Origin of the sequence: Sphingomonas corticis (genome assembly GCF_012035195.1) — a bacterium.
GTDB classification, from domain to species: Bacteria; Pseudomonadota; Alphaproteobacteria; order Sphingomonadales; family Sphingomonadaceae; genus Sphingomonas; species Sphingomonas corticis.
This window is the reverse complement of record NZ_JAAVJH010000019.1, coordinates 1-26,340: the sequence shown is the minus strand read 5'-3', so window position 1 is coordinate 26,340 and position 26,340 is coordinate 1. Positions and strand designations below refer to the sequence as shown.

32 protein-coding genes, 1 other RNA gene and 1 riboswitch are annotated in these 26,340 nt (G+C 70.2%); of the genes, 21 read left to right on the top strand and 12 right to left on the bottom strand.

The features are described from left to right. Nucleotides 1–346 precede the first annotated feature (346 nt). Nucleotides 347–769: a hypothetical protein gene (locus tag HBH26_RS18140; RefSeq protein WP_168136057.1), complete on the top strand. Its 423-nt coding sequence runs from the start codon at nt 347–349 to the stop codon at nt 767–769. 50 nt (nt 770–819) lie between these two features. Here the strand turns inward: HBH26_RS18140 and HBH26_RS18135 are convergent, their stop codons facing one another. From HBH26_RS18135 to HBH26_RS18125, 3 genes are all read right to left on the bottom strand, one after another. Further along, complete coding sequence (locus tag HBH26_RS18135; RefSeq protein ID WP_168136056.1) at nt 820–1,134, bottom strand: ribonuclease H family protein; 315 nt, start codon at nt 1,132–1,134, stop codon at nt 820–822. A 447-nt stretch (nt 1,135–1,581) separates the two neighbouring features. Next, nucleotides 1,582–2,127, bottom strand: a complete 546-nt coding sequence (locus HBH26_RS18130; RefSeq protein ID WP_168136055.1) for a hypothetical protein — start codon at nt 2,125–2,127, stop codon at nt 1,582–1,584. Nucleotides 2,128–2,722: 595 nt separating this feature from the next. After that, complete coding sequence (locus HBH26_RS18125) at nt 2,723–3,154, bottom strand: RrF2 family transcriptional regulator (protein WP_168136054.1); 432 nt, start codon at nt 3,152–3,154, stop codon at nt 2,723–2,725. A 39-nt stretch (nt 3,155–3,193) separates the two neighbouring features. Between HBH26_RS18125 and ssrA the strand changes: the two genes are divergently transcribed. Beyond that, nucleotides 3,194–3,546, top strand: a transfer-messenger RNA (tmRNA) gene (ssrA, locus tag HBH26_RS18120). 130 nt (nt 3,547–3,676) lie between these two features. Then, entirely contained in the window at nt 3,677–4,033 is a 357-nt protein-coding gene (locus HBH26_RS18115; protein WP_168136053.1) for a hypothetical protein, read from the top strand. Between the two features lie 31 nt (nt 4,034–4,064). Here HBH26_RS18115 and HBH26_RS18110 read toward each other — a convergent pair whose 3' ends face one another. The 3 genes from HBH26_RS18110 to HBH26_RS18100 all read right to left on the bottom strand — a co-directional run bounded on the left by HBH26_RS18110 (nt 4,065) and on the right by HBH26_RS18100 (nt 6,318). Next, nucleotides 4,065–4,229 (bottom strand): hypothetical protein, encoded by a 165-nt coding sequence (locus HBH26_RS18110; RefSeq protein WP_168136052.1) that lies wholly within the window; start codon nt 4,227–4,229, stop codon nt 4,065–4,067. Between the two features lie 47 nt (nt 4,230–4,276). Beyond that, on the bottom strand, nt 4,277–5,065 hold the full coding sequence (locus HBH26_RS18105; protein ID WP_168136051.1) for an SDR family oxidoreductase: 789 nt from the start codon (nt 5,063–5,065) through the stop codon (nt 4,277–4,279). A 107-nt stretch (nt 5,066–5,172) separates the two neighbouring features. After that, on the bottom strand, nt 5,173–6,318 hold the full coding sequence (locus tag HBH26_RS18100; RefSeq protein ID WP_168136050.1) for an acyl-CoA dehydrogenase family protein: 1,146 nt from the start codon (nt 6,316–6,318) through the stop codon (nt 5,173–5,175). Nucleotides 6,319–6,541: 223 nt separating this feature from the next. On the opposite strand from HBH26_RS18100, the gene HBH26_RS18095 reads away from it, so the two are divergent. The 3 genes from HBH26_RS18095 to HBH26_RS18085 all read left to right on the top strand — a co-directional run bounded on the left by HBH26_RS18095 (nt 6,542) and on the right by HBH26_RS18085 (nt 9,568). After that, nucleotides 6,542–7,360, top strand: coding sequence for an SDR family NAD(P)-dependent oxidoreductase (locus tag HBH26_RS18095; protein WP_168136049.1), 819 nt, complete (start codon nt 6,542–6,544; stop codon nt 7,358–7,360). Then, entirely contained in the window at nt 7,357–8,841 is a 1,485-nt protein-coding gene (locus HBH26_RS18090; RefSeq protein ID WP_239024920.1) for an MFS transporter, read from the top strand. The genes HBH26_RS18095 and HBH26_RS18090 overlap by 4 nt, the downstream gene beginning before the upstream one ends. Nucleotides 8,842–9,025: 184 nt before the next feature. Continuing rightward, a complete protein-coding gene (locus HBH26_RS18085; RefSeq protein ID WP_209308666.1) occupies nt 9,026–9,568 on the top strand; it encodes a CHAP domain-containing protein in 543 nt (180 codons plus the stop codon). Nucleotides 9,569–9,572: 4 nt separating this feature from the next. Here the strand turns inward: HBH26_RS18085 and msrB are convergent, their stop codons facing one another. Further along, a complete protein-coding gene (gene msrB, locus HBH26_RS18080; RefSeq protein ID WP_168136047.1) occupies nt 9,573–10,064 on the bottom strand; it encodes a peptide-methionine (R)-S-oxide reductase MsrB in 492 nt (163 codons plus the stop codon). Between the two features lie 70 nt (nt 10,065–10,134). Between msrB and HBH26_RS18075 the strand changes: the two genes are divergently transcribed. From HBH26_RS18075 to HBH26_RS18015, 13 genes are all read left to right on the top strand, one after another. Then, nucleotides 10,135–10,386 carry a hypothetical protein gene (locus HBH26_RS18075; protein ID WP_168136046.1) on the top strand — a complete coding sequence of 84 codons (252 nt, stop codon included), beginning with the start codon at nt 10,135–10,137 and terminating at the stop codon, nt 10,384–10,386. 39 nt (nt 10,387–10,425) lie between these two features. Continuing rightward, on the top strand, nt 10,426–11,670 hold the full coding sequence (locus HBH26_RS18070; protein ID WP_168136045.1) for a glutamate-5-semialdehyde dehydrogenase: 1,245 nt from the start codon (nt 10,426–10,428) through the stop codon (nt 11,668–11,670). A gap of 44 nt (nt 11,671–11,714) precedes the next feature. Beyond that, complete coding sequence (locus HBH26_RS18065) at nt 11,715–11,969, top strand: hypothetical protein (protein WP_168136044.1); 255 nt, start codon at nt 11,715–11,717, stop codon at nt 11,967–11,969. Next, entirely contained in the window at nt 11,966–12,253 is a 288-nt protein-coding gene (locus HBH26_RS18060; protein ID WP_168136043.1) for a type II toxin-antitoxin system RelE/ParE family toxin, read from the top strand. The genes HBH26_RS18065 and HBH26_RS18060 overlap by 4 nt, the downstream gene beginning before the upstream one ends. After that, nucleotides 12,250–12,879: a nicotinate-nucleotide adenylyltransferase gene (locus HBH26_RS18055; RefSeq protein WP_168136042.1), complete on the top strand. Its 630-nt coding sequence runs from the start codon at nt 12,250–12,252 to the stop codon at nt 12,877–12,879. The genes HBH26_RS18060 and HBH26_RS18055 overlap by 4 nt, the downstream gene beginning before the upstream one ends. A gap of 3 nt (nt 12,880–12,882) precedes the next feature. Then, nucleotides 12,883–13,302 carry a ribosome silencing factor gene (gene rsfS / locus HBH26_RS18050; protein ID WP_168136041.1) on the top strand — a complete coding sequence of 140 codons (420 nt, stop codon included), beginning with the start codon at nt 12,883–12,885 and terminating at the stop codon, nt 13,300–13,302. 26 nt (nt 13,303–13,328) lie between these two features. Next, nucleotides 13,329–13,751 (top strand): 23S rRNA (pseudouridine(1915)-N(3))-methyltransferase RlmH, encoded by a 423-nt coding sequence (locus HBH26_RS18045; protein WP_168136040.1) that lies wholly within the window; start codon nt 13,329–13,331, stop codon nt 13,749–13,751. 2 nt (nt 13,752–13,753) lie between these two features. After that, entirely contained in the window at nt 13,754–14,839 is a 1,086-nt protein-coding gene (locus HBH26_RS18040) for a murein hydrolase activator EnvC family protein (RefSeq protein WP_168136039.1), read from the top strand. A gap of 104 nt (nt 14,840–14,943) precedes the next feature. Further along, nucleotides 14,944–16,305, top strand: coding sequence for a S41 family peptidase (locus tag HBH26_RS18035; RefSeq protein WP_168136038.1), 1,362 nt, complete (start codon nt 14,944–14,946; stop codon nt 16,303–16,305). Then, nucleotides 16,302–16,784, top strand: a complete 483-nt coding sequence (locus tag HBH26_RS18030) for a disulfide bond formation protein B (protein ID WP_168136037.1) — start codon at nt 16,302–16,304, stop codon at nt 16,782–16,784. Before HBH26_RS18035 ends, HBH26_RS18030 begins: the two co-directional genes overlap by 4 nt. Next, nucleotides 16,781–17,326, top strand: a complete 546-nt coding sequence (locus HBH26_RS18025; RefSeq protein WP_168136036.1) for a demethoxyubiquinone hydroxylase family protein — start codon at nt 16,781–16,783, stop codon at nt 17,324–17,326. The genes HBH26_RS18030 and HBH26_RS18025 overlap by 4 nt, the downstream gene beginning before the upstream one ends. Nucleotides 17,327–17,329: 3 nt before the next feature. After that, nucleotides 17,330–17,779 (top strand): hypothetical protein, encoded by a 450-nt coding sequence (locus HBH26_RS18020; RefSeq protein WP_168136035.1) that lies wholly within the window; start codon nt 17,330–17,332, stop codon nt 17,777–17,779. A 59-nt stretch (nt 17,780–17,838) separates the two neighbouring features. Continuing rightward, a riboswitch (ZMP/ZTP riboswitch) is annotated at nt 17,839–17,919 on the top strand. A gap of 21 nt (nt 17,920–17,940) precedes the next feature. Continuing rightward, nucleotides 17,941–18,624 carry a DJ-1/PfpI family protein gene (locus HBH26_RS18015; RefSeq protein WP_168136034.1) on the top strand — a complete coding sequence of 228 codons (684 nt, stop codon included), beginning with the start codon at nt 17,941–17,943 and terminating at the stop codon, nt 18,622–18,624. An 86-nt stretch (nt 18,625–18,710) separates the two neighbouring features. Here the strand turns inward: HBH26_RS18015 and HBH26_RS18010 are convergent, their stop codons facing one another. Further along, complete coding sequence (locus HBH26_RS18010; RefSeq protein ID WP_168136033.1) at nt 18,711–19,343, bottom strand: DedA family protein; 633 nt, start codon at nt 19,341–19,343, stop codon at nt 18,711–18,713. Between the two features lie 79 nt (nt 19,344–19,422). Between HBH26_RS18010 and HBH26_RS18005 the strand changes: the two genes are divergently transcribed. Next, nucleotides 19,423–20,217, top strand: a complete 795-nt coding sequence (locus tag HBH26_RS18005; protein ID WP_168136032.1) for an aldo/keto reductase — start codon at nt 19,423–19,425, stop codon at nt 20,215–20,217. 55 nt (nt 20,218–20,272) lie between these two features. Here HBH26_RS18005 and HBH26_RS18000 read toward each other — a convergent pair whose 3' ends face one another. The 3 genes from HBH26_RS18000 to HBH26_RS17990 all read right to left on the bottom strand — a co-directional run bounded on the left by HBH26_RS18000 (nt 20,273) and on the right by HBH26_RS17990 (nt 23,589). Beyond that, complete coding sequence (locus HBH26_RS18000; protein WP_168136031.1) at nt 20,273–21,670, bottom strand: UdgX family uracil-DNA binding protein; 1,398 nt, start codon at nt 21,668–21,670, stop codon at nt 20,273–20,275. A 116-nt stretch (nt 21,671–21,786) separates the two neighbouring features. Beyond that, nucleotides 21,787–22,272, bottom strand: a complete 486-nt coding sequence (locus HBH26_RS17995) for a hemerythrin domain-containing protein (RefSeq protein WP_168136030.1) — start codon at nt 22,270–22,272, stop codon at nt 21,787–21,789. A 69-nt stretch (nt 22,273–22,341) separates the two neighbouring features. Beyond that, the gene (locus tag HBH26_RS17990; protein WP_168136029.1) at nt 22,342–23,589 is read right to left on the bottom strand and encodes a putative DNA modification/repair radical SAM protein; all 1,248 of its coding nucleotides are present in this window, start codon (nt 23,587–23,589) and stop codon (nt 22,342–22,344) included. Between the two features lie 65 nt (nt 23,590–23,654). On the opposite strand from HBH26_RS17990, the gene HBH26_RS17985 reads away from it, so the two are divergent. Continuing rightward, complete coding sequence (locus HBH26_RS17985) at nt 23,655–24,872, top strand: hypothetical protein (protein ID WP_239024919.1); 1,218 nt, start codon at nt 23,655–23,657, stop codon at nt 24,870–24,872. Nucleotides 24,873–25,103: 231 nt separating this feature from the next. Here the strand turns inward: HBH26_RS17985 and HBH26_RS17980 are convergent. Then, on the bottom strand, nt 25,104–26,340 hold a 1,237-nt coding region (locus HBH26_RS17980; RefSeq protein WP_476712837.1), incomplete at its 5' end, for a coiled-coil domain-containing protein.

Sequence of the window (26,340 nt, the reverse complement as noted above, 5' to 3'; positions counted from 1 at the left end):
TGCCGCCTGAAATACGCGGTCGACTCCGAGTCGAGCTCCTGGTGTGCCGTGGCTTCTGCGAAGATCCTTGGAGAGAGCGAGAGCCCCCAATCCGAGGCGGGCCGCCGCCTCGCGGAGCTCCTGCACGGCATCATCCTCGTCACCATGCTCGAGCGCCCCGCGACCTGGGCGCTGGTCGCGCCGATGGCGACCCTGAAGTCGACACCAACGCAAAGCGCAAACCTACACCTCGCACGCGAAGTCCCTGGACGTGCGTGGCCGGCCGACGGGGCGCGGCTCGCCAGATCCTCTTCAAGGCGGATGAAGGCGTCCTGATCGGAAGGGCGGAAAAAATGAGGCTTTTACCATGTTGGAGCAGGTCATCGATGCAATCACGGACGTCCCGGGAATCGCCAACGGCTTCGCGCGCGCAGCCCGCGTCGGGCAAGCCCCTCGAGACGAGGAAGTGCTTGCGTTCTGCGCCAAGCTCACCGGCCTGCGAGGCCGGGACTATCTGGAAATCGCCGACGAGGTGCGCGGAACCCCACTGCCGGCGGGTCTGCTCGGCGTCAGGATCCGCGACGCGGAGACCGGCCGCGAGATCGGCGGCATCCTCTCGGAACGGGAGGAACCCCTCGACGCCTGGGAGGTCTCCACGATCGTGACGCTTGACCCGGAGTTCGAGGAGTCTCGTTGGACGGAGACGTCGGCGCTGCCGGGACGGGACCCGGGCGTCCTGGAACTCCAGGTGAGGCTCGAGAAACGCGAGGTCGCGACGGCCGCTTCATGATTCCCTCGCGCGGCTGCGGCCTTGGCCGCAGCCGCGCGAGGGGCGCCTGATCAGGCCCAATGCACCAGCATCGGGCGCGCGACGGCGAGGCAGCGGTCGCGATGAGCCCGCATGCGAGCCTTGCGGGCACGGAAACGACCGCTGCACTGATTGCGTACGAGCTCGCTGCTGTTTGCGACCACGACGCTCCTCGCTCCCATCAGACGGGAGAGCTTCAGAGCGGAGAGTTGCGCCAGCCAGGCGGCGTCGTGACAGTCGCCGCGGCGCGTCAGTCGAAACCAGATGAAGCCGTTCACCCTCATCACGAGCAGGCGCAAACCGCCGGTCAGCGTGAAGCAGTGGCCCTTGCAGTCGAAACGCGGCATGTCGTCGTCCTCCCATCGTTGAGAGGCGCTTGTGCGGCGAAGGCCGTTTCGTTGTCGCGAACAGACGTGGTGAACCGCTCGGCGGATGGATATGCGCCGGAGTACTAGATCAAGTAAGCGGCACATCTTAACGAGACTATAATCCGGCACGAACCTCAGAAAAAATCGAACGGTTCGACGTGTCCGTCTGGATGGGGCGGGCTTCGCTGGCGGCGGTAGTCCGGGCCAACCGCCAGTTTGCTTCACCGGGGTTGGATCTCGGCAGGCAGGACGTCGTCACCCGCTCCTGCGGCTGGTTTGCCGAAGTGCGGGTTCCATCCTGACGTGGGCTTTTGGATCTTGGCGGCAGTCCCGCATCCTCTGAAGGCGTTTTGGCATCTTGATCCGCTTTCATCCCGCTGCCCCCGCTCTCCACCTTCATGCAGGTCGGCTTCTCGGAGGCGCTCGTCATCGAGTTTCTCTGCTTTCGAGATGCTTCACGGGGTGGTGCTCGGCGCAGCGGGGGCGCACAGCATGCCATGCGCGCCGCTGTTTAGCCTCGGCATCGCACCCCGTCCATCTGAGCCACGCGACCTTGATCTTCGCTTCGGTGAACGGCTCGCAGCTGCGGACTTCCTCGCAGATCTGTCCCTCAAGGAACGGCACGCCCGCGACGAGCCGGTCGACGGATCGACCGGTGGCGGCGACCTGGACGGACTCGGCGATCGCCTGCAGAATGAGCAGCCGGCAGTCCTCCCGACCGTACTCGACGTATCGAACAAGCGGCATCCGCCATTCCACGGTGACGTAGAGATGCCGGCGGCTGCGCCTGATCATCATGAGCGGCACGCCGGTCCGCTGCCGGACGAGAACGGGGTGGCGGTCTCCCGGCCCAAGTATCGTCGCCGTGCGGGCCGCCGCCCGACGGTCCATCACGTCGTTGATCCTGGCGGGATCGATGTCGGCCGATCGGAAAAGGCGGAGGGCCGCCTCGGAGATGCTGAAGGGCGTCATGATGATCTTCGCCGGGCCGCCGCGCTGTGGAAAGCTGCCAGCTGCGTACGTGCAGGTAGCGCCACGCGTGTTCGGCAGCGGTCAAATCCAGCCCCCGCAACCAACACACCACGCCCCCCGGCACACCGCCAGGGGGCGTTCGTGCTTGCGGCACAACCGCACAGCACCGGCAGCGATGCGAGTTCGCCGCGCAACTGTTGGCGAGCTTGTCCTTCCGCACAGTCGGCACCACGGCCGCTCCAGCTGCTCCATTGCCCTCCTACGGCGGAGGGTTACGTCAGCGTCGACCGCCCGTTCGCCGACCAGCGCGCCATCGCCTATCCGCCGTTCGCCAACCGGACATCGAAGGCGGTGCGAGACGCGAGAGGAAGAAGCCGTTCGTCGAGAGCGAGACCTGCCTGAGACCCGGCATCTGCCGCACCGGATCCTATTCGGCCCCTACACCGCTGATCGGGTCGCGGATCTGCTCACGGCGTCGCAACTGGTCGTACCGGGAACGGCCGACACTCTCTGGTCGCCCGCTTGCCCGCCAACCGGAACCACGTCCAGCAACGGTCGGAGAGCGTCACGCGAAGCTAGCGCCCGCGCCGCCGGGTCAGGCGGCGACCAGCGCCTCGGACGTCGCGTCGGCGAGGCTGGTGCCGTCGAGAATGCGCGCGGTCTCGTCGCGGACGCGGGCCATGGCGTCGCGGATGGCGCAATCCGCCTCGGACTTGCAATCCTTGCACGGGCGATAGGCGGTGCGGCTGACGCAGGGCACCAGCGCGAGCGGCCCCTCGATCACGCGGATGATCTCGCCCAGCGAGATGAGGTGGCTCGGCCGGGAAAGCCGGTAGCCGCCCATCTTGCCGCGGTGGCTATGCAGCAGCCCGGCGTCGCGCAGGTCGGCCAGGATCAGCTCGAGGAACTTGCGCGGCACGTTCGCCTCCATCGCGATGCGCGTCATCGGAATGGGGGGCGAACCGGGCTCGGCCCCGGCCAGGTACAGCATGGAACGCAACGCGTAACGGGACCGCTGGGTCAACATATCCCACCTTATCCTGCGACAATATGGCGTGCACATGGCGGCGTTGAAGAAAGCGCTGGGACGGCCTATATCCGTGGCGTCGGGTTTCACCCGGCTATGGCGATAAACTGCGGCGTACAATAGACGCAGCGGACCCGGGGGCAGTACCCGGCGGCTCCACCACCGCAGCTGAGGCGCATCGCGTCACCCAGCCGCGATGACGGGGCCGAACCAGGATCGACGTGTGTTGAAAAGCGCTGTTTTCGCTCGGAATGGGACCACCGCAACGGCCCATTACACAAGTGCCAACGATAACGAAGCACTCGCGATTGCGGCGTAACTGAGGGCCTCGCGGCCTAAGGTTACACCAAGATAGCGCGGTCGGACCGAACCGGGCAACAGAATCGGATTCCAGCGGCCGCCGGGGGGCCGGGCAACAGAACCCCCGGCACCTTCCTGCACCCGAGGCGCGATTGTCGGAAAGCGGGATCGTCGCGCCAATCTGCCATTGCGACGACACGATCGTCGGCAACCGTCACCTCGATGTTCCTTCTGCTCCTCCTGCAAGTAAGCGCGGGTGTCGGCATCGGCTTCGATCTCGCGCGCGCCCGCCCGTCGGCGCCCCCGCCATGCGCGCCGGTGGGGAACGGCGAAGTCGTCGTGTGCGGTTCGAGAGCCGACCGCCACCGCCTGCCGTTACCGCGGGAGACGTCGGCGGCGGACGGCACCAGGGAAGCGGGCGGCCTGGCGGCGATCACCCCGGCCGGTCGCTGCGGGATCTTCGCTGGCGAGCGCCGATGCGCCAAGCGGGAGGCGCTGGCCCATGGTTATGGCGGCGGGCGCGATCCGCTGACCGTTGCGATCGGTGCGGTGGCCGCCATCGTCGATCCGGATCGATAGCGCGATCGGTCCCGCGGTCCCGGCCGCCGGCTCAGTCCCCGCCGGTCAGTGACGATTTGCGCGGGATCGTCTCCTCGTTCGGCTGCCCTTTGTCCAGCGTGTCGCTGGGACGGCGCGCGTCGCCGTCGCGCTGGTGCTCGGTGGACAGGTTGGGGCGATCGGTCTCGGACGTGGGCTTGATCGGCTCGTCGGGCATCGTCACTCTCCTCGAAGAACACAACGATGCCCGGCCGCCGCGCGTTCCTACGGATCGACGCTGGTGCCGAGCGCGGCGTTGACGATGCCGCCGTCCACCGCGATCGTCTCGCCAATCACATAGTCGCCCGCGCGACTGGCGAGGTAGATCGCGGTCCCCGCCATGTCCTCGTCCACGCCGATGCGGCGGGCCGGGATGTTCTTGGCCACCGCGTCGCCGTGATCGCGGGCGGCGCGGTTCATCTCGCTGGCGAAGGCGCCAGGGGCGATCGAGGTGACGTTGATCGCGTCCTTCACCAGCCGCGCCGCCATCCGCTTCGTCAGGTAGATCAGCGCCGATTTGGACGCATGATAGCTGTACGTGTCCCACGGGTTGAGCCGCAGGCCGTCGATCGAGGTGATGTTGATGACCTTCGCCGGGCGGTCGGCGCGCGCGGCGGCCTTCAGTGCCGGGTGCAGCGCCTGGGTGAGGAAGAAGGGCGACTTGACGTTGAGGTTCATCACCTTGTCCCAGCCGCTCTCCGGAAACTCCTCGAACGGCGCGCCCCAGGCGGCGCCGGCGTTGTTGACGAGGATGTCGAGCGATCCCTCGCGCTCGGCGAAGGCTGCGGACAGCGCGCGGATCCCCTCCGTCGTGGAGACGTCGGCGGGCAGGCTGACGCAATTCTCGCCCAGCTCGGCCGCGGTCTCGTCGCAGGCGGGCGCCTTGCGGCTGGAGACGTAGACCTTCGCGCCCTGCGCGATGAAGCCCGCGGCGATCATCTTCCCGATACCGCGCGAGCCCCCGGTGACGAGCGCGACGCGCCCGTCGAGGCGGAACAGGTTGGTGGTGTCCATTCGATAAGCTCCCTCTCCCTGCGGGTGAGGAGCCGCCCCGGACGGTGTCGTTCGTGGCTGCCCCTCCGCCCCACCCTCTCCCCGCATGGCAGAGGGCTTCTTTTCTGCTATCCCCCGCGCTTGATCGTCTCGCGCGCGATGATGATCTGCTGGATCTGGCTGGTGCCCTCGTAGATGCGGAAGAGCCGCACGTCGCGATACAGCCGCTCGATGCCGTAGTCGGCGATATAGCCCGCGCCGCCGAAGATCTGCACCGCGCGGTCGGCGCAGCGGCCCACCATCTCGCTGGCGAAATACTTGGCCGCGGCGCTCTCCATCACGACGTCGGTCCCGGCGTCCTTCGCGGCGGCGGTCTCCAGCACCAGCGCGCGCGCGGCGAGCGCCTCGGTCTTCATGTCGGCGATCATGCCCTGGATCAGCTGATGGTCGGCGATCGCCTTGCCGAACTGCTTGCGCTCGGTGGCATAGGCGACGCAATCGGCGATCAGCCGCTCGGCGACGCCGACGCACACCGCGCTGATGTGCAGCCGCCCGCGGTCGAGCACGCGCATCGCGATCTTGAAGCCCTCGCCCTCCGCACCCAGGCGGTTGCCGGCGGGGACGGGCACGTCGTCGAAGTTGACGTCGGCGACCTTCGCGCCCTTCTGCCCCATCTTCTTCTCCGGCTCGCCGATCGTCACGCCGGGCAGCGAGCGGGGCACGAGGAAGGCGGAGACGCCGCGCCCGCCGGCCTCCTCCCCGGTGCGCGCCATCACGGTGAAGAGGTCCGCCTTGTCGGCATTGGTGATGTAGCGCTTGGTGCCGGACAGGCGATAGACGTCGCCGTCCTTCACCGCGCGGGTCTTCACCGATCCGGAGTCGCTGCCGACGTCGGGTTCGGTCAGCGCGAAGCTGGTGACGATCTCGCCGCTGGCGATGCGGGGCAGCCACTCGCGCTTCTGCTCGTCGGTGCCGGCCATCACCAGGCCCTGCGAGCCGATGCCGACGTTGGTGCCGAAGGCGGAGCGGAAGGCGGGCGTCGTGCGCCCCATCTCGATCGCGATCCGCGCCTCCTCCAGCATGGAGAGGCCCAGCCCGCCATATTCCTCCGCGATGGACAGGCCGAACAGCCCCATCCCGCGCATCTCCGCCAGCACCTCGGACGGAACCGCGTCGTCCGCCTCCACCTGCGCTTCCAGCGGGCGCAGCCGTTCCGCCACGAAGCGGCGGAGATGGTCGATCAGCGCGTCGAAGGTATCGGTGTCGAGGGGCATGTAAAATGTCTCCGGCCGCCGTTCGCCCTGAGCGCAGTCGAAGGGCAGCCGCAGCGCGTGTGCTTCGACTTCGCTCAGCATGAACGGCTGGTTCGCATCGTCCCGGAGGGATTAGGGCACCGAATGGACAGCTGCAAGACCTGCCAAACCCAACTTTCTAAGCGCCTTCGATTGACCCGGTAATTCGCCATACTATGCTGCCGAAAAGAGCGGGAGAGCGACGATGCGGCTGGATGGCAAGCGCGCGGTGGTGACGGGTGGCGCCTCGGGCATCGGGCGCGCGACCGCGCTCCGGCTGGTGGCGGAAGGCGCCGAGGTGTGGGTCGGCGACCTCGATGCGACCGGCGGCGAGACGCTGGTCGCGCAGGGAAGCGGGCGCATCCGCTTCCTGCGCACGGACGTCACCGACGCGGGGCAGATCGAGGCGCTGATGGCCGCGCCAGACCAGCTCGACATCGTCTTTAACAACGCCGGCGCGGGCGGCGCGCGCGAGCGGATCGACGAGATCGCGCCGGACGACTGGGACCGGACGCAGGCGCTGCTGCTGCGCTCCGTCGCACTCGGCATCCGCTACGCCGCGCCCTTGATGGCGAAGGCGGGCGGCGGCGCGATCGTCAACACGTCCAGCGTGTCCGCGCTCGGCACCGGCTACGCGCCGATCGCTTATTCCACCGCGAAGGCGGGGGTGCTGCACCTGACGAAGCTGGCCGCGGCGGAGCTGGCGCGCGACAACATCCGCGTCAACGCGGTCGTGCCCGGTTTCATCACGACGAACATCTTCACCCGCCACCTCGACGTGGCGGAGGAGAAGCGGCAGGCAGCCAACCAGGCGATCGCCGCGATCGCCGCGGGCGCGCAGCCGGTCGCGCGCGCGGGCCGGCCGGAGGACATCGCCGCCGCGGTCGCCTATCTCGCCAGCGACGACGCGGCCTTCGTGACCGGCACGCACATCCTGGTCGACGGTGGCATGACGGTCGGCACGCGCGCGAGCTGGGACCCGCAGTCGCCCTCGCTCTTCACCGCGCTGGAGGCGTTCCAATGACCGCGGACCCGGCGGCCGCCCCCACCGGCAACGCGCCGGCCCAGCGGCGACTGACGCCGGGGACGATGGCGAGCTACGGTGTCGGCGCCGCGGCGTACGGCGTGAAGGACTCGGGCTTCGGCACCTTCCTGCTGCTCTTCTACAATCAGGTCGTCGGCGTACCCGCGGCGACGGTCGGCTTCGTCGTGATGTGCGCGCTCGTCATCGACGCCTTCGTCGATCCTACCGTGGGTTTCCTGTCGGACCGGACGAACACGCGCTGGGGTCGGCGCCACCCGTGGATGTATGGCGCGGCGCTGCCGATCATGCTCGGCTGGATCCTCCTTTGGAACCCGCCCACCAGTTCGCAGCAGGCGGCGCTCGGCTGGCTGTTCGTGCTGGCGGTGCTCGTGCGCAGCGCGGTCAGCGCCTACGAGGTGCCGAGCCAGGCGCTCGCCGCCGAACTGTCGGGCGACTATGACGAGCGCACGCGGATCATGGCCTATCGCTACCTGTTCGGCTGGGCGGGCGGGCTCTTGATGCTGATCTCCGCCTATATCTACTTCCTCGCGCCCGCGCCCGGCTATCCCAACGGCTTGCTCAATCCCGCGGGCTATCGCGGCTTCGCGCTGGCGGGGGCGCTGTTCATGGGCGTCACGATCCTCGTCTCCGCCATCGGTACGCACCGGCAGATCCCCTTCCTGCCCAAGCCGGACACGAAGCGGCAGACGCTGCGAGAGAATTTCCGCCAGATCAAGGAGACGGTGCGCAACCGCGCCTTCGTCATCCTGATGCTGGCCGGGATCGCGGCCTACACGGGCCAGGGCATCACCTATGCCATGTCCAACTATCTCTACAGCTTCGTCTGGCGCTTCACCGGCATGACCTTCGTCTACTTCAGCCTGTCGCTGTTCGTGGGCGTGGGCATCGCCTTCGTCACGGCGCCGCGACTGGGCGCGCGCTTCAGCAAGCCGCACGCGGCCGCGATCGCCGCGCTGCTCGGCGTCGCGATCGGAACCACGCCCTATTGGCTGCGGCTGGCGGGGCTGTTCCCGCCGCTCGGCAGCGCGGCGATGCTGCCCGCGCTGTTCGTGTGCGCGGGCCTCTCCACCGCCTTCGGCGTCACCGCCTATATCCTCGGCGCATCGATGCTGGCCGACGTGGTGGAGGATTCGGAGGCGCGCACCGGCCGCCGCTCCGAGGGGATGTTCTTCGCCGGCGGCTTCTTCGTGCAGAAATGCACCAGCGGCATCGGCATCTTCGTGTGCGGGCTGATCCTGGCCGCCGCGGGATTTCCGGCGAAGGCGGTGCCGGGCGCGGTGCCGGCGGCGACGCTGGACCGGCTGACGCTGATCTATGCCGGCGCGATCCTCGTCTTCTACTTGCTCGCCGCCTTCTTCTACACCCGCTTCCCCTTCGGCCGGGCCGAGCACCAGCTGCGCATGGCCAGGCTGGCGGGCGAGCCGGAGATCGATTCGGCGCCGCGCAACCCGCTCGCGTAAAGGTCTCGTTAGGACATCGCGGCAGCTCCGCTGACCCATTTGCAAGAGGGCGGCGCAACTCGCCGTCGCGCCCACTCGCTTCATCCGAAAAGGTTCCCGCGACGGTTGGAGCCGGCGATTTTGCCGGCTAGCCGACACTCACCAGTTCGAAAGACCGGGGGGTCGCCCAGTGAAGTCGACATCGTTGGCAGCGCGTTTCGCGCTGGTGGTTTCCTGCGTCCTGACGACGGCCTTCTTCGGCGTCGGCACCGCCCACGCCCGCTTCCTGCAATGCGCGCCCTTCGCCCGCGAGGTCTCCGGCATCGCCATCCACGGCAATGCCAACACCTGGTGGAGCCAGGCCGCCGGCCGCTACGAGCGCGGGCAGGCCCCGGTCGCGGGCGCGGTGATGGCGTTCAAGGCGATCCGGTCCATGCCGGTCGGCCACGTCGCGATGGTGAGCAAGGTGGTGAGCGAGCGCGAGGTGCTGCTGACCCACGCCAACTGGTCGCGCCGCGGCGGGATCGAGCGCGACGTGCGCGCGGTGGACGTGTCGGCGGCGGGCGACTGGAGCCAGGTGCGCGTGTGGTACGCAGGCGCCGGCGACCTGGGCACCACGGTCTACCCGCTCGCCGGCTTCATCTACGCGGGCAAGGCGCCGGCCGCCGCCCCCGCCGACCTGCCGATGCCGGTGATCGCCACCGCGGCCGTCGCACCGGTTGAGGGGGCGCTGCCCGTCGCCGACTGATGCGTCAGGCCGGGCGGAAGGTCATGGCCACGCCGTTCATGCAATAGCGCAGCCCGGTCGGCTTCGGCCCGTCGTCGAAGACATGGCCCAAATGCCCGCCGCAGCGGCGGCAATGCACCTCGGTGCGCACCATGCCCAGCGTCGAGTCGCGCCGCGTCGCCACCGCGTCTGCCAGCGGGGCATAGAAGCTGGGCCAGCCCGTGCCGCTGTCGAATTTCGTCCGGCTGGAGAACAGCGGCTGTGCGCACCCCTTGCACGCGAAGGTGCCGCGGCGATGCTCGTCGTTCAGCGGGCTGGTGAACGGACGCTCGGTATCCTCGTGCCGCAGCACGTTGTACGCGGCCGTGCCGAGCTGGCGGCGCCACTCGGCATCGGGCTTCGTCACGGGGAACCGCTCCGCCTCCGCCGGGCGCGCACCGCACGCCGCCACGACGGAGGCAGCGGCCGTGCCGGCGGCAAGCGACAGGAAGCGGCGGCGGTGGGGCTGATGATCCATGCGGCTGATATAGGTCAAAATAGTTGCTCGGGTAGAGGAACCGTCATGCGCGCCGGCGCGCTTGTCGTCTATGTCGTTCCAGCAGCTCGACCCGCCCATTCCCGTCCACGTCCTCGACAAGGGCGCGGGCTATGCCTTTGCGGTGATCGACTACGGCCAAGAGCACAACCTGATCTGGGTGACGGCGATCAACGACACGGGCGAGATCTGGTGCGCGCCCAATCCGCGGGTGCGGTTGCAGGCGAACTGGACGATGGGCCGCGCCCGGCCCGCCGCGGTGGTGCGCGAGGGCGAGTGCGCGACGGCGGAGAAGCCGAACTGACGCTGGCGATGCGTCGCACGGCTTGATACCGCCTGACGCATGGAAACGCTGATCGCCGACATGGCCGCCCGCGCCCGCACGGCCGCCGCCACGCTCGCCCGCGCGTCCGCCGCCGACAAGGAGCGCGCGCTGCGCGCCGCCGCCGCGGCGCTGCGCGAGGATGCGCTCGCGATCGTGGCGGCCAACCGGCTCGACATGGAACGCGCGTCGGCGAACGGCCTGTCCCCGGCGATGCTCGACCGGTTGCGGCTGGACGCGGCGCGCGTCGCGGCGACGGCCGACGGCGTGGAGGCGGTCGCCGCGCTCGCCGATCCCGTGGGGCAGGTGATCGACGGGACCGTGCGGCCCAACGGACTGGCGCTGTCGCGCGTGCGCATCCCCATCGGCGTGATCGGCATCGTGTACGAGAGCCGGCCCAACGTCACCGCAGACGCCGCGGCGCTGTGCGTCCGGTCTGGCAATGCCGTCATCCTGCGCGGCGGGTCGGAGGCGGTGGAGAGCAATCGCGCCATCCATGCCGCGATGGTGCGCGGGCTCGCCGCGGCGGGCCTGCCCGCGGACGCGGTGCAGCTGGTCGCCACCACCGACCGCGCCGCGGTGGGCGCGATGCTGGCGGCCGAGGGCGCGATCGACCTGATCGTGCCGCGCGGCGGCAAGAGCCTGGTCGCGCGCGTCCAGGCGGAGGCGCGCGTGCCGGTGCTCGCGCATCTCGACGGCATCAACCATGTCTACGTCCACGCCGACGCCGATCCGGCGATGGCGCGAGCGGTCGTGCTGGACGCGAAGATGCGGCGCACGGGTGTGTGCGGCGCGATGGAGACGCTGCTGATCGACCGCGGCTTCGCCGCGCCCGCCGCGCTGGTCCAGGCGTTGCTCGACGCCGGGTGCGAGGTGCGCGGGGATCCGGCGGACGCCGCGATCGGCGGGATCGTCGCGCCGGCGAGCGCGGAGGATTGGGACACCGAATATCTCGACGCGATCTGCTCGGTCGCGCTGGTCGACGGCGTGGACGCGGCACTGGCGCACGTCGCGCGCCACGCGTCGGGTCACACGGACGCGATCGTCACCGCGGACGCGGCGGTCGCCGAGCGCTTCCTCGCCGAAGTCGACAGCGCGATCGTGCTGTGGAACGCTTCCACGCAGTTCGCCGACGGCGGCGAGTTCGGCTTGGGCGCCGAGATCGGCATCGCCACGGGCCGCCTGCACGCGCGCGGTCCGGTGGCGCTGGAGGGGCTGACGACGTACAAGTGGGTTGGCCGCGGCACGGGGCAGGTGCGGGGTTGAGGGGCGGGGTTGAGGAGCGGGGGCGGGGCGCGTAGGCTGCTGGCATGAACGCGCCGGTCTCGATCACCGCTCCGCTCGACACGGAGACGCTCGCGAAGGTCGAGGAGCTCGCGCGTGCCCGCGGCATCACCGGCGCAGCGTTTGCGGCCGAGGCCATTCGGGAGGCGGCGAGGGAGCCGGTCGACTTCGCATCATTCGTGCAGGCGGGGATCGCCTCTCTGGAGCGGGGAGAGGTCCACGGCCAGGACGACGTCGCGGCATGGTTCGAGGAGCGTGTAGCGGCTCGCCACGGCGAATGAGCCGCGCGATCTGGTCCGGTGCCGCGCGCGACGATCTCGCGCGGATCGACGAGTTCTACGCCATTCTCGATGCGGATTATGCCGATCGTGTCGGCCGGCTGGCCGTGCGAGCCGGCGCGTTCCTTGCCGATCACCCGCGTGCCGGACCGAAGATGGCAGAGGATATCCGCAAGTGGCGCGTTCCCGGCACCCGGCACTTGCTGATCTATCGCATCCGGTCCGACGCAGTGGAGATCCTGCGCGTCCACCATGGTTGGGAAGACTGGCGTCGTTCGCCGGCATGACCCGCCGCGTCGGCCTCCTCGGCGGGTCCTTCAACCCCGCGCACCGCGGGCATCGCTCGATCACGCTGGCGGCGGTGCGGCGGCTCGCGCTGGACGAGGCGTGGTGGCTGGTGTCGCCGGGCAACCCGCTGAAGCCCGCCGCGGGCATGGCGCCGTTCGCGGCGCGGCTCGCCTCCGCGCGCGCCATGGCGCGTCGCGCGCCGATCCGCGCCAGTGACCTGGAGGCGCGGCTGGGCACGCGCTACACCGCCGATACGCTGCGCAAGCTGGTGCGACGCCACCGCCGCATCCGCTTCGTGTGGATCATGGGCGCGGACAATCTCGCGCAATTTCACCGCTGGCGGCAGTGGCGGACGATCGCGCGCACGATGCCGATTGCGGTGGTGGCGCGGCCGGGATATGATGGCGCCGCCCTCGCGGGGCCCGCGATGGCCTGGCTGCGGCGCTTTCGGCGGCCCGCAAGCCACGCAGAACACTGGGCCGAATGGAGTGTGCCGGCCCTCGTGCTGCTGCGGTTCCGACCCGATCCGACCTCCGCCACGGCGATCCGCGCCGCCGATCCCGACTGGGCCGAACTCCACCGGGCCGATCCCCTGGCACGCGCCGCCGCCTCCACCCATATCTGACGCATGATCGCTGAAGGAGCACCCTTGCCCGCCACCCACCCCGCCAGCCCCCCGCCCCCCACGGGATCCGACGACCAGAGCGTCGAGGGCCTGCACCGTCTGGTGCTGCAGTCGCTGGAGGATGATCAGGCGGTCGATACCGTGTCGATCCCGCTGGCGGGCAAGTCGAGCATCGCCGACCATATGGTGATCGCCAGCGGCCGGTCGACGCGTCAGGTCGCGTCGATGGCGTCCAAGCTGGCGGAGAAGATCAAGGGCGAGACCGGGCGGCCCGCACGGATCGAGGGGCTGACCAACGCGGACTGGGTGCTGATCGACGCGGGCGACGTGATCGTCCACCTGTTCCGGCCCGAGGTGCGGTCCTTCTACAATCTCGAGCGGATGTGGTCGTTCGGCGACGCGCCGCCCGCCGGCACCGCCTGACCGGTCGCGCCGCCGCGCGCCTTTCCATGCTGCTGCACATCGTCGCGCGCGGGCGGATCGGGCGATCGCCCGAGGCGGACCTGGTCGACCGCTATCTGAAGCGGATCGCCTGGCCGACGAAGCTGACCGAATTGCCCGACGCGGGCGGGAGGGAGCCGGAGCGCGAGCGGGGCGCGCGCCGCATCCTGCTGGACGAGAAGGGCGAGGTGCTCGCCTCCGTCGACTTCGCGCGGCGGCTCGGCCGGTGGCGCGACGACGGGGTACGCGAGGCGCGATTCCTGATCGGCGCGGCGGACGGGTTCGACGACGACCAGCGACGCGACGCGGACCTGCTCCTCTCGTTCGGCCGCGCCACCTGGCCGCACCTGCTGGCGCGGGCGATGCTGGCGGAGCAATTGTTCCGCGCGACCAGCATCCTCGCCAACCATCCCTATCATCGCGAGGGGTGAGGATGCGCGGCTGGCTCGTCCTGCTGCTGGCGCTCGGTGCGGTCGGCGTCGCCGCCGCGCAGGATCGTCCCGCCGACCTGCGCCGCGCGAACGCGGCGGTCGCAGCGGCGGCGAAGGCGGCCGAGCGGCTGGAGGCTCGCGCCGCCGCCAGCGACGATCCCGCCACCCGCGCGCGGTGGGAGCGGGCCGCCGTGGCCGCGCGGGTCCGCGGGGCGGAGGCGGAGCTGGCCGCCGCCCGGCTGCGCACCGCATTGGTGGAGGCGCAGATCGCGACGCAGCGGACGCGCTTCGCCGCCGAGCAGGGCCCGGTCGCGCGGCTGCTGGCGATGCTGACCGGGCTCGCCCGCCGCCCCGCCGTGGCGGCGCTGGCGCAGCCGGGCAGCGTCGCCGACCTGGTCCACGTGCAGGCGGTGCTGGCGACGACGCTGCCCGCGGTCGCCGCCCGCACGGTGAAGATCCGCGACGACCTGACGCGATCGCGCGCGCTTCAGGCCAATGCCGCGCTGGCGGCGGAGAGCCTGCAGGCGGGCCACGCGCGGCTGGTCGACGCGCGCGAGCGGCTGGCGGCCCTGTCGGGGGACGACGAGGAGGCGCTGGCGCTGGGCGAGCGGTCGCGTGACCTGATCGCCGAGTTGCGCACGATCGGCGCCGGACAGGCGACCCTGTCCGACCTGGCGGTACTGCCCGGCCCGCCGGTGAGCGCCGCCGCGGCGGCGCCCGGCCGCACGGTCTATCGCCTGCCGGTCGCCGGGCGACTGGTGACCGGGCTGGGCGAGGTGTCGGACAATGGCGTGCGCGCGCGCGGACTGACCTTCGCCGTCGCACCGGACGCGCCGGTCAGTGCGCCCGCGGCGGGGCGGATCGCCTATGCCGGGCGGTTCCGCGGCTTCGGCGGGACGGTGATCGTGGACCATGGCGAGGGGTGGACGACGCTGGTCACCGGATTGGGCCGCGTGGCCGTCGCGCGCGGCGGCGAGGTGGCGGCCGGTGCGCTGCTGGGCCGCGCCGGCGACAGCGCCGCCCCGAACGTCACCGTCGAGCTGCGGCGCCGCGGCCGGCCGGTCGATCTGGTGGCGCTGCTCGGCTAGCGCCGGCGCGACGGCGCTCATCCGTGGTTCAGCGCCGATGCGCTTTGATCGGCGTACGCTTTGCATTACATCCGCCCGGTCGCACGCAAGGATTCCGTCGCTCTATGAAGACCCGTCTGCTCCAGGCCGCCGCGCTGGTCACCACGGTGGCGATGGTTCCGGTCGCGACCGGCGCGATGGCGGCGGTGGACACGTCCACCTATCGCGCGATGGACCAGTTCCTCGACGTCTATAACCGCGTCAAGGCGGATTACGTCGACAAGGTCACGGACGAGCAGCTCATCAAGGGCGCGATCGACGGCATGCTGTCCAGCCTGGATCCGCACTCCAGCTACGTCGATGCCAGCGACTTCGACAATATGCGCATCGCTACGGAGGGCAATTACGGCGGCCTCGGCCTCACCGTCTCCATGGAGGACGGCGCCGTGAAGGTGGTGGCGCCGCAGGAGGACACGCCGGCGGGGCGCGCGGGCATCAAGTCGGGCGACTATATCACGCACATCGACGGCAAGCTGATTTACGGCGGCACGCTGGACGAGGCGACGTCGCAGATGCGCGGCAAGCCCGGCAGCAAGGTGTCGCTGACGCTGGTCCGACCGGGACGCGACAAGCCGATTGAGGTGACGCTGGTGCGCGAGGTGATCGTCCAGCGCCCGGTGAAATGGGAAGTGAAGGGCCAGGTCGGCTACATCAACATCAACACCTTCTCCGAGCAGACCGGCGCCGACACGCGCGCCGCGATCATGGCGATCGACAAGGCGCTGGGCCGCAAGCCGCTGGGCTATGTCGTCGACCTGCGCGAGAACGGCGGCGGGCTGCTGACCCAGGCGATCGCGGTGAGCGACGCGTTCCTCGACCGCGGCGAGATCGTCAGCCAGCGCGGGCGCGAGAAGGGCGACATCGAGCGCTATTTCGCGAAGGCCGGCGACGACGCCAAGGGGCTGCCGATCGTCGTGCTGACCGATTCGGGCACCGCGTCGGCCAGCGAGATCGTCGCCGGCGCGTTGCAGGATCACCACCGCGCGCTGGTGATGGGCGAGCGGACCTTCGGCAAGGGATCGGTGCAGACGCTGCTGCAGATCGGGCCGCGCACCGCGCTGCGGCTCACGACCGCGCGCTACTTCACGCCATCGGGCAAGAGCGTGCAGGAAGGCGGGATCGAGCCCGACATCCGCGTGCCGCAGCTATCCGATCCCGACTACAAGACGCGCCCGGTTTTCCGGGAGGCGGACCTGCGCCGGCACCTCATCAACGAGATCAAGTCGCCCGACAACAAGGTGCTGGAGGAGGACGTGAAGGACGATCCCCGCTTCGCCGCCACGCCCGAACAGCTGAAGAAGCAGGGCATCGACGATTTCCAACTGTGGTACGCGCTGAAGACGGTGGCGCGTCTGGGTGGCCAGCAGCAGGTCGCCGCGGTGACCCAGTCGATGGCGAGCGCGACGGCGGCGAAGGCGACCAAGTGACCGCCTCGCTCCGCCGCGCGCGGATCCTCGCCGTGCTCGTCCCCGCGCTGTTGCTGGCGGGGGCCTGGGCGTTCCAGCTCGTCGGCAAGCTCTTTCCGTGCGAGATGTGCCACTGGCAGCGATGGCCGCACTATGCCGCGCTCGCCTTCGCGCTCCTCTCGTTCGTCGCCGGCGGCCCGCGCACGACGCGCACGCTGGTGGCGGGCGCCGCGGCGCTGGTGTGCGTATCTGGCCTGATCGGCGTCTTTCACGCCGGGGTCGAATATCACTGGTGGCAGGGCATCACCGCCTGCACGCAGACGGTCAGCACCGCGGGCCTCACCACGCAGCAGTCGCTGGAACGGCTGATGGCGGCGCCCATCGTGCGCTGCGACCAGGCGCAGTGGAGCTTTGCGGGCATCAGCCTGGCGGGATGGAACGCGATCCTCTCGTTCGCGGGAGCGGCGGCGATCGTGTGGCAGTTGAGGAGGCGCGGATGAGCTGGAAACCGGGCGATCCTGCGCCGCGACCGTCGACGGCCACGGACGCGATGATCCGCGTCGACCAGGCGGGCGAATATGGCGCCACGCGCATCTATGCCGGGCAGCTGGCGGTGATGGGTCACCGCTCGGCGATGGCGCGCGAGATCGCGGGCATGGCGTTGCAGGAGGAGCGGCACCGCGCCTTCTTCGACCGGCTGATCGCCGAGCGCGGCGTGCGCCCGACGCTGTTCCAGCCGTTCTGGAACGTGGCGGGCTTCGCACTGGGCGCCGTCACCGCGGCGATCGGGCCGGAGGCGGCGATGGCCTGCACCGCCGCGGTCGAGACGGAGATCGACAAGCATTACGAAGAGCAGCTGCGCGAGCTGGGCGACAGCGACGCGGAGCTGTCCACGGCCATTGCGGAGTTCCAGGCCGAGGAGCTGGAGCATCGCGACACCGCGCTGGCGCACGGCGCCGAGCGGGCGCCCGCCTATCCGCTGATGTCGGCGTTGATCCGGCTCGGCTGCCGCGTGGCCATCGCCACCGCCAAGAGGATCTGATTCATGGGTTTCGTTGCGTTCGCCGCCCTCCTTCTGACCGCCGCTCCCGCGGCCGCCCAGTCCGGCCCGCCGTCGCCGGGCACCACGCGGGTGGCGAAGACCACCGCGGCGGAGGGCGTGTCGAAGAGTGCGCCGGTCAACGGCGTCCTGACGCTCTACGGCAACGAGCGCTGCCCGACCAACAAGGCGGGCGAGGAGATCGTCGTCTGCGTCCGCCGCTCCGCGGAGGAGCAGTTCCGCATTCCCAAGGAGCTGCGCAACTTCGAAGTGACGCCGGAGAACGCGGCCTGGGCGCAGAAGGAAGCGGCCAACCGCACCGTCGGCAACGTCGGCGTGGGCAGCTGCTCCACGGTGGGCGCGGGCGGGCAGATCGGCTGCAACGCGCAGTTCGTGCGCGCCGGCAAGGCGGAGCGCAAGGCCGAGGAGAAGGCGGCGACGCCCGACCTGCCGTAGCGCTCGCCTTTTTCGGCGCGGTGCGGCTGGTCCCGTGCCGGCGGTTCCGCTATCCTGTCACCCGACCGTGTGACTGGCGCAATCGCGGAGCACCGCATGGGAGCACGGCCGTCCTCATGCCGCGCGCCTGGGCGATCCTTCGAACGCAGGGGATGCCGCGCATGACGACGAGAATCGCCTTTCTCCTCTTTCCGCAGGTGACGCAGCTCGACCTGACCGGGCCGGCGCAGGTGCTGTCGCGGCTGGGCGACGCGCGGCTCGACCTGGTCGCGAAGACGCTGGAGCCGGTGCCCACCGACGCCGGCTTCTCGATCCTGCCCACCGCCACCTTCGCCGACGTGCCCGCGGCGGACATCCTGTGCGTGCCGGGGGGCTTCGGCACCCACGATGTCATCGCCGACGACGAGACGATGGCCTGGGTGACGCGGGTGGGCGAGGGGGCGACATGGGTGACCAGCGTCTGCACCGGCTCGCTCGTCCTCGGCGCCGCGGGGCTGCTGGACGGCTACAAGGCCGGTTGCCACTGGGCGCAGCGGCATATGCTGCCGCTGTTCGGCGTGGAGCCGGTGGCGGAGCGGGTGGTGGTGGATCGCAACCGCGTGACGGGCGGGGGCGTGACCGCGGGCATCGACTTCGCCTTGCGGCTGACCGCGCTGATCCGTGGGCAGCAGCACGCCGAATTGGTGCAGCTGAGCCTGGAGTACGATCCGGACCCGCCGTTCGATGCGGGTTCGCCCGAGCGTGCGAGCCCGGGGCTGATGGACGCTTACGAGCGCCGCATGGCGGCACTGGCGCCCGACCGCGACGAGCGGCTGCTCAATCTGGCACGTCGTCGCGGTTTCTAGCTCCATCCGTGCGCCCCGAGCGACGTCGAACGGCATGCCGGCGTGCGAGCCTCGGCGTCGCTCAGCCCGAACGGAAATGAGTCCGCTCAGCGCACGCGCCGGATGTCTTTCAGTCGGTGCCACAGGAAGAAGGCGCCCGCCGCGACGATGGCGACGGCGATCGCGATCTCGAACTGATGGTAGATCGCCTTCACCCGCGGGTCCGAGTTCCACTTGTCGCCCAGCCACATGCCCAGCCACGCCAGCAGGAAGCACCAGGGCCACGATCCGAGGAAGGTGTAGACGTGGAACGGGATCAGCTTCATCCGCGCCACGCCCGCCGGGAAGGCGATGAAGGTGCGGATGATCGGCAGCATCCGCCCGATCAGAATGGCGGCGGAACCCCAGCGGTTGAAGAAGCGGTCGGCGGCGTCGAGCTCGCCCGGGCCGATCAGCAGGTACTTGCCCCAGCGTTCCGCCATCGGCCGCCCGCCGCGCCGCCCGACCTCGTAGGCGACGATCGAGCCCAGGTTGCACCCGATCGCCCCCGCGGTCGCGGCGAGGTACAGGTCCATCTTGCCCAAGGAGACGAGATAGCCCGCGAACGGCATGATGATCTCGCTGGGCAGCGGCACGCAGGCGCTCTCGATCGCCATCAGGAGCGCGATGCCCCAATAGCTGCCCGCCTCGATGACGGCGGTGGTGAACCGCGCCAGCGCTTCCAGTATCTGCCCGATCATGCGGCACGCGCTAGCCCGAAGCGCGTCCGCGTGGAAGCGGGAACGGGGAACCGGGCGGAGCGGCAACGGTTCGACGCGGATGCAGGACGACATCACACTGAACGACGGGCACGCCATGCCGCGGCTCGGCCTCGGCACTTACCAGATACCGGACGCGCACGTGGCGTCGGTGGTGCGCGCCGGTCTCGATCTCGGCTACCGCCTGGTCGACACCGCCGCGGTCTACCACAATGAGCGCGGGGTGGGCGAAGGAGTGGACGAGACCGCCTTCGTCACCACCAAGCTGTGGAACGACGCGCAGCGCGATCCCACGGCGGCGCTGGACGCCAGCCTGGCATTGCTGGGACTGGATGCGGTGGATCTCTACCTGATTCACTGGCCTCGCCCCGACGACGGGCTGTTCGTCTCCGCGTGGGAGGCGCTGATCCGGCTGCGCGAGGCGGGGAAGACGCGGTCGATCGGCGTGTCGAACTTCCTGCCGGAGCATATCGACGCGATCGTCGCGGGAACGGGCGTCGTGCCGGCGGTGAACCAGATCGAGCTCCACCCGACCTTCCAGCAGCGCGACCTGCATGCCTATCATGCCGACAAGGGCATCGTGACGCAGAGCTGGAGCCCGCTTGGCCAGGGCAAGACGCTGAAGGACGAGCGGATCGTCGGCATCGCGGAGCGGCTGGGCGCCAGCGCGGCGCAGGTCATCATCGCCTGGCACCTGGCGAAGGGGTTCGCCGTCATTCCCAAGGCCGGCGACCTCGACCACCTGGCCGACAACTGGCACGCGCGCGACGTGGTGCTGACCGACGAAGACGTGGCGACGATCGACGCGATGGACGATCCCGGCGGGCGGATCGGGCCGGACCCGCTGCGGTTCTGACCACATCGCTTTTTCTCTCCCCTTCGCCGTAGGCGCGAGCGGAGAGGGGCGCCGATCAGGCGGACGTGGCCGCGTGCGCCATCTTGAGGTCCTCGACGAAGCGCGCGTATTCCGCCCCCTTCGCCGCCTCGTCCGGCAGGCGAAGCAGGTAGCTGGGGTGGACGGTGATCCACGCCTCCCCGCCATCGGGCAGCCGCAGGGCACGCCCGCGCTCGCGGCCGATCGTCATCACCTTGCCGAACAGGCTGCGCGCCGCCGTGGCGCCCAGGGCCACCGTCACCTTGGGCCGCAGCAGCATCTGCTCCTGCTCGATCCACCAGCGGCACGCCTCGATCTCGCCCGCGTCGGGCTTGGCGTGGATGCGGCGTCGACCGCGCGGCTCGAACTTGAAGTGCTTCACCGCATTGGTGACGTACGTCTCCGCCCGGGTGATGCCCGCGGCGGCGAGCGCGCGGTCGAACACCTGCCCGGCGGGGCCGACGAAGGGATGGCCGGCCAGATCCTCCTGATCGCCCGGCTGCTCGCCGACGAACATCATGGTCGCATCCACCGGGCCTTCGCCGAAGACGGTCTGCGTCGCAGGCTTGTACAGGTGGCAGCGGGTGCAGCCCATCGCCTCCTCGCGCAGTGCCGCCCACGCGGCCTCGGCATTGCCACCGATCTCGGTTCTCGCCGTCTCGATCATGCGGCTCTCCCGTGCCTGCGCCGTCGCCAGCAGCTGGGGCACCAGCGCGGTTTCGGGCATGTTCTTCCAGTATTTGCGCGGCATCTCCTTCAGCATCGCGCCCACCTTCACGCGCGCTGGGTTGAAGATGCTGGCGTAATAGGTCTTCCATACCTCTTCGGTCGGATCGCCGTCGGGCGCGTCCGCCTTGCTCGCGCCCGGCCCCTCCGAGAGCGCGGCACCGTCCCAGTGGAGCGACACCTCCGGCGTCAGGATCGACCAGTGCATGGACGCGAAGCGGTTGACGAAGAAGGCGGCGTTGGCGCGCACGATGTGGTGCTCCGGCTCCCACCAGGCGACGAAGCGCGCGCCCACATCGTCGGTGACCTCGCGGAAGCGCAGGAAGGCGCGCATCTTGTGGATGTCGCGGCGGACCACCTTCGCCAGTCCCTCGATCCGGCGGACGAGCGGGTCGGCGTGATCCTCCGTCAGCTTCGGCTCGCGGCGCAGGCGATGAAGCAGCGTGTAGAGGAGCGCGAACCGCTCCGCGTCGCTCGCCAGCAGCGCGTTGCGTGCGAGGTCGAGGAAGGCGCGGGGCACCTTCAGCGCCGGGCCGGTCGGGTCGTGCCGCGGCGCCGCTGGCGGGGGCGCAGTGGCGAAGAGGTCGGTGGCCTCGTCGCCGACCTGCCACACCACCAGGTCGGGTGGCACGTCGTCTGCCACCAGCGCCCGCGCGGCATCGCGCCAGGCGTCGAAATCGTCGGGCGCGGGGAGGGTGACGACGCGCATCTGATCAGGCCACCCTCACCCTTCCGCGGCTTCGCCGCTCCCTCCCTCTCCCACCGGGAGAGGGAAGGCGCCCGCGCCGCGACGCGGCGTGGGAAGGGTAAGGGTGACCAACCCGCTCACTCCCGCTCGTCCCCTCCCGCGGGGGCTGCCTTCGCCAGTTCCAGTTCCTTGGGCTTGCGCTCCTCGTACACCGCCGCGAGCTTCCGCTCGGTCTCCGCGTCCAGTTCCTTGTCGGCGGCGGGGAACATTTCCTCTTCCTCCTCGTCGATGTGGTGCTCGTAGCGGTGGCGCATGTGGAAGAACTTCGACTCCCACTCGTCCGACGCGAAATCGAGGTCCATCATCTCGCCGATCAGATCGTCGACCTCCTTGTGTTCGGCGACGGAGTGGCGCGCCTCGTCGCGCAGGTCGGGATTGCCCAGCATCGTCGCGTAGAGCGATTCCTCCTCGGCCGCGGCGTGGGCGGCGATCTCCAGCCGGAACGTCTCGAACAGCGACTGGCGCTTCGCGCCGTCACCCTTCAGTTCGGCCAGCTGCTTCAGCAATTCGCGATGCTTGTCGTGATCGCGCTTCAGGTCTGCGTAGATGTCCGCTTGCGCCATGTTGGTCTCCTTCGCGGTCGACGACGCGCGAGCGGACGCGGCGTTTCACCCGCGAGTCATTCTCACCGCTCAGGCGGCGAACAGCTCCAGCTGCTCGCGCTTCGGCGCGACCAGCGGCTTCAGCTCGGCCCGATCGGTCAGGAGCACGGGGCGCCAGTCCTCAGCGACGATGAAGGGCCGCAGCTTGGCCACCGACACGGTCAGCCGGGCGACGTCGTCCAGCCGCAATCGGCGCCAGCGCCGCGCAGCGAGGATGTTCTTCACCGCCTTGGTCCCTAGGCCGGGCACGCGCAGCAGCATCTCCCGCGGGGCGCGATTGATGTCGACGGGGAAGTGCTCGCGAAACTTCAACGCCCAGGCGAGCTTGGGATCGATGTCGAGCGGCAGCATCCCCGTACGCTCGTCGGCGGCGGCGACCACTTCCTTCGCGTCATAGCCGTAGAAGCGCATCAGCCAGTCGGATTGGTACAGCCGGTGCTCACGCATCAGCGGCGGACGCTGCAGCGGCAGCACCGCCGACGCGTCGGGGATCGGGCTGAACGCCGAGTAGTAGACGCGGCGAAGCGAGAAGCGGTCGTACAGCGTCGACGCCTTGCTCACGATATCGCCGTCGGTCGCGGCGTCGGCGCCGACGATCATCTGCGTCGATTGACCAGCGGGCGCGAAGCGCGGCGCGGACTTGTAGCGCGCCTTCGCGTCGGTGGCGTCGAGCATGGCGGTCTTCATGCCACGCATCGCGCCCTCGATGCGCCCATTGTCCTTTTCCGGCGCGAGCCGCTTCAGCCCGCTGACGGTCGGCAGTTCGACGTTGATCGACACGCGGTCGGCGTAGAGCCCCGCCTGGTGGATCAGCTCCGGATCGGCGTCGGGAATGGTCTTCAGGTGGATGTAGCCGCGGAAGTGATGGTGTTCGCGCAAGGATCGAGCGACCTCCACGATCTGCTCCATCGTATAATCGGACGACTTGATGATGCCGGAAGAGAGAAACAGCCCCTCGATGTAGTTGCGGCGATAGAAGGCGAGCGTCAGGTTCACCACCTCCTCGGCCGTGAAGCGCGCGCGACGGACGTTCGAGGATTTGCGATTGATGCAATAATGACAGTCGAAGATGCAGCTGTTCGTCAGCAGGATCTTCAGAAGCGAGATGCAGCGGCCGTCGGGCGCATAGGCGTGGCAAATGCCCATGCCCTCGGTCGAGCCAATCCCCTTTCCATCGCGACTGTTGCGCTTGGCGGTGCCGGACGACGCGCAGGAAGCATCATACTTCGCCGCGTCGGCGAGGATTTCCAGCTTCTGCCTGACGTCGAGCTGCGCCATTCGTTCCATGTATGTTCGCTCGGCCGGCTTGTCGAGGCGCAAGTGGACTGCCATGGATCAAGTCGATGACGCGCGCGATGCAGAGGCTCGGTCCCCACGGACCCTATCTGATGCTGGCGCTGACCTGTTTCCTCGGCTGGGGCTTCAAGGCGCATTGCGGCGCGGCGTGGACCGGCAGCGAGCAATATGTGACCGGCTGCTACAGCGACGCCGTCCCGTTCTGGGGATTGCGCGGGGTGGCGGCGGGAGAGGTGCCGTACTTTCAGGCCCGTATGGAATATCCGGTGCTGACCGGCGCGCTGATCTGGTTCGAGGGGCTGGTGGCGCGGGCGACCGGTGGCGCGCGGGCGGATGCGGCGGATTTCCTGAACGCGGTCGCGCTGGGCAATGCGGTGCTGGCGTTCGCCGTGCTGGAGATGATGCGCAACGCGGGGGTGTCGCTGCGGCGGCAATATGCCTGGGCGCTGGCACCGCCCCTGGTCCTGTACCTCGGCCACAATTGGGACCTGCTGGCGGCCGCCATCGCGGTCGCGGCGGTGCTGGCGGCGGCGCGCGGGCAAGAGGTGCGCGCGACTGCGCTGGCGGCGCTGGGTGCGGCGGCGAAGCTGTTCCCCGTCCTGCTGCTGCCGCTGCTGGGACTGCGCGCGCTGTCCGCACGCGGGGTGGCGCGGGCGGCGCTGCTGGTCGTCGTGGCGGTCGCTGCCTGGGGCGCGGTGAACCTGCCGGTGGCGGCGTTCGCGTTCGGGAACTGGCGAGAGTTCTACGCCTTCTCCAGCGAGCGGGCGGGGACGGCGGCGAGCGTGTGGGAATTGCTGGCGCAGTTCGGCTGGCTCGTCACCGACGTGCCGACGCGCAACCTCCTCAGCTTCCTCGCCTTCGGGGGCGGCGCCGTAACGATCGTGGCCGCGGGCTGGCGGCGGCACGGCGCGCGGCCGTGGATGCTGTTCCTGCCGGTGCTCGCCTGGTTCCTGCTGACGAACAAGGTCTACTCGCCGCAGTTCGACCTGTGGCTGTGGCCGTTCATCGTCCTGTTCGCGACGCGCTGGCGACCGGTAGCGCTGTTCCTGATCGGCGACGTGGCGGCGTATTTCGCCGAGTTCTGGTTGTTCGCCGGCATGGAGGGGGCGCATCCGTCCGCGACACAGGCCGATGTCGCTAGCGCCGCGATCGTGCGGGGGGTTGCGATGCTGTGGCTGATCCACGCGGCGGTCCGCGACGATCCGCCGCGATGGGTTGGTTCTCGCGAAGGCGCGAAGACGCCAAGGGCGAGCGCGGCGGGATAGCTTATCGTGCCGCCGCGGGCGGGTTCGTATTCAAGCGGAGGCGCGGAGGCGCGGAGGCGCGGAGGCGCAGAGGGGTGGTGCTTGTGGGTCCCCGGGTCTTGTCGGCGAGACAAGATCATTGAGCCGCCCGGGGCGGCGCGGAATCGTGCGGCTGGCGCCGCCCTCCGCGTCGCCGCGCCTCCGCGTGAACCCACCTCGCCCTCGTTGCGTCTTCGCGCCTTCGCTCCGGACCTACTCCGCCGCCAGCGCCGCCGCCGCCTGCAGGTCGACCGACACCAGTCGGCTCACCCCGCGCTCGATCATCGTCACGCCGAACAGGCGATGCATCCGGCTCATCGTCACCGCATTGTGCGTGACGATCAGGTAGCGGGTGTCGGTCTCGCGCGACATGCGGTCAAGGAGGTCGCAGAAGCGCTCGATATTGGCGTCGTCCAGCGGCGCGTCGACCTCGTCCAGCACGCAGATCGGCGCCGGATTGGTCAGGAACAGGCCGAAGATCAGCGCCACCGCGGTCAGCGCCTGCTCGCCGCCGGACAGCAGGGTCAGCGCGGAGAGCCGCTTGCCCGGCGGCTGCGCCATGATCTCCAGCCCGGCCTCCAGTGGATCGTCCGAATCGACGAGCGCGAGGTGGGCGTTGCCGCCGTCGAACAGGGTGGTGAACAGCCCCCGAAAATGCCCGTCCACCGCCTCGAACGCGGCGAGCAGCCGCTGCCGCCCCTCGCGGTTGAGCGTGCCGATCGAGCCGCGCAGCCGGTGGACCGCCTGGCCCAGCTCGTCCCGCTCGGCGGCGTTGCTCGTCGCCGCCGCCTCCATCTCCGCCAGCTCGCGCTCGGCGATCAGGTTCACCGGCCCGATCCGCTCGCGATCCAGCGTCAGCCGCTCGTGGGCCGCCGACTCGGCTTGCGGCGTGCCCACCCCGGCGCTGTCGAACCCCGCCTTCGTCGGCAGCACGGGCGCGGGACATTCGAACCGTTCGCCCGCGACGCGCCCCATCTCCACCCGGCGCAGCTCGTGGCTCTCCGCCCGCGCCGCCGCCCCGGCGCGGGCCTCGCGCGCGGCGGCGAGCGCCTCGTTGGCGCGCGACTGCCCGGCATCCGCCGCGCGGAGCGCCGTCTCGGCGTCGCGTTCCTCCGTCTGCGCGCGCTGCGCCGCCGCCTGCGCCCCGCCGTGCGACGCCTCCAATATGGCGATGCGGTCGGCCAGTTCCGCCGGGCGCCCGGCCAGCCGCGCGATCTCGGCCGTGGCCTCGGCGGCGCGGCGGTCCATGTCGGCGACGCGGCGTGCCGCCTCGCCCGCGCGGGCACGCCAGCCCTTCGCCTCCGCCGAGGCGCCCTCGCGCCGTTCCCGCGCGGCGGCGAGCGCGCGGTCGTGCGTGGTGCGGTCGGCGCGGGCGAGCGCCACCGCGGCGCGCGCCGCCTGCGCCTCCGCCTGGAGCCGCGCGGCCTCCGCCGCTGCGGCCCGGCCGTCC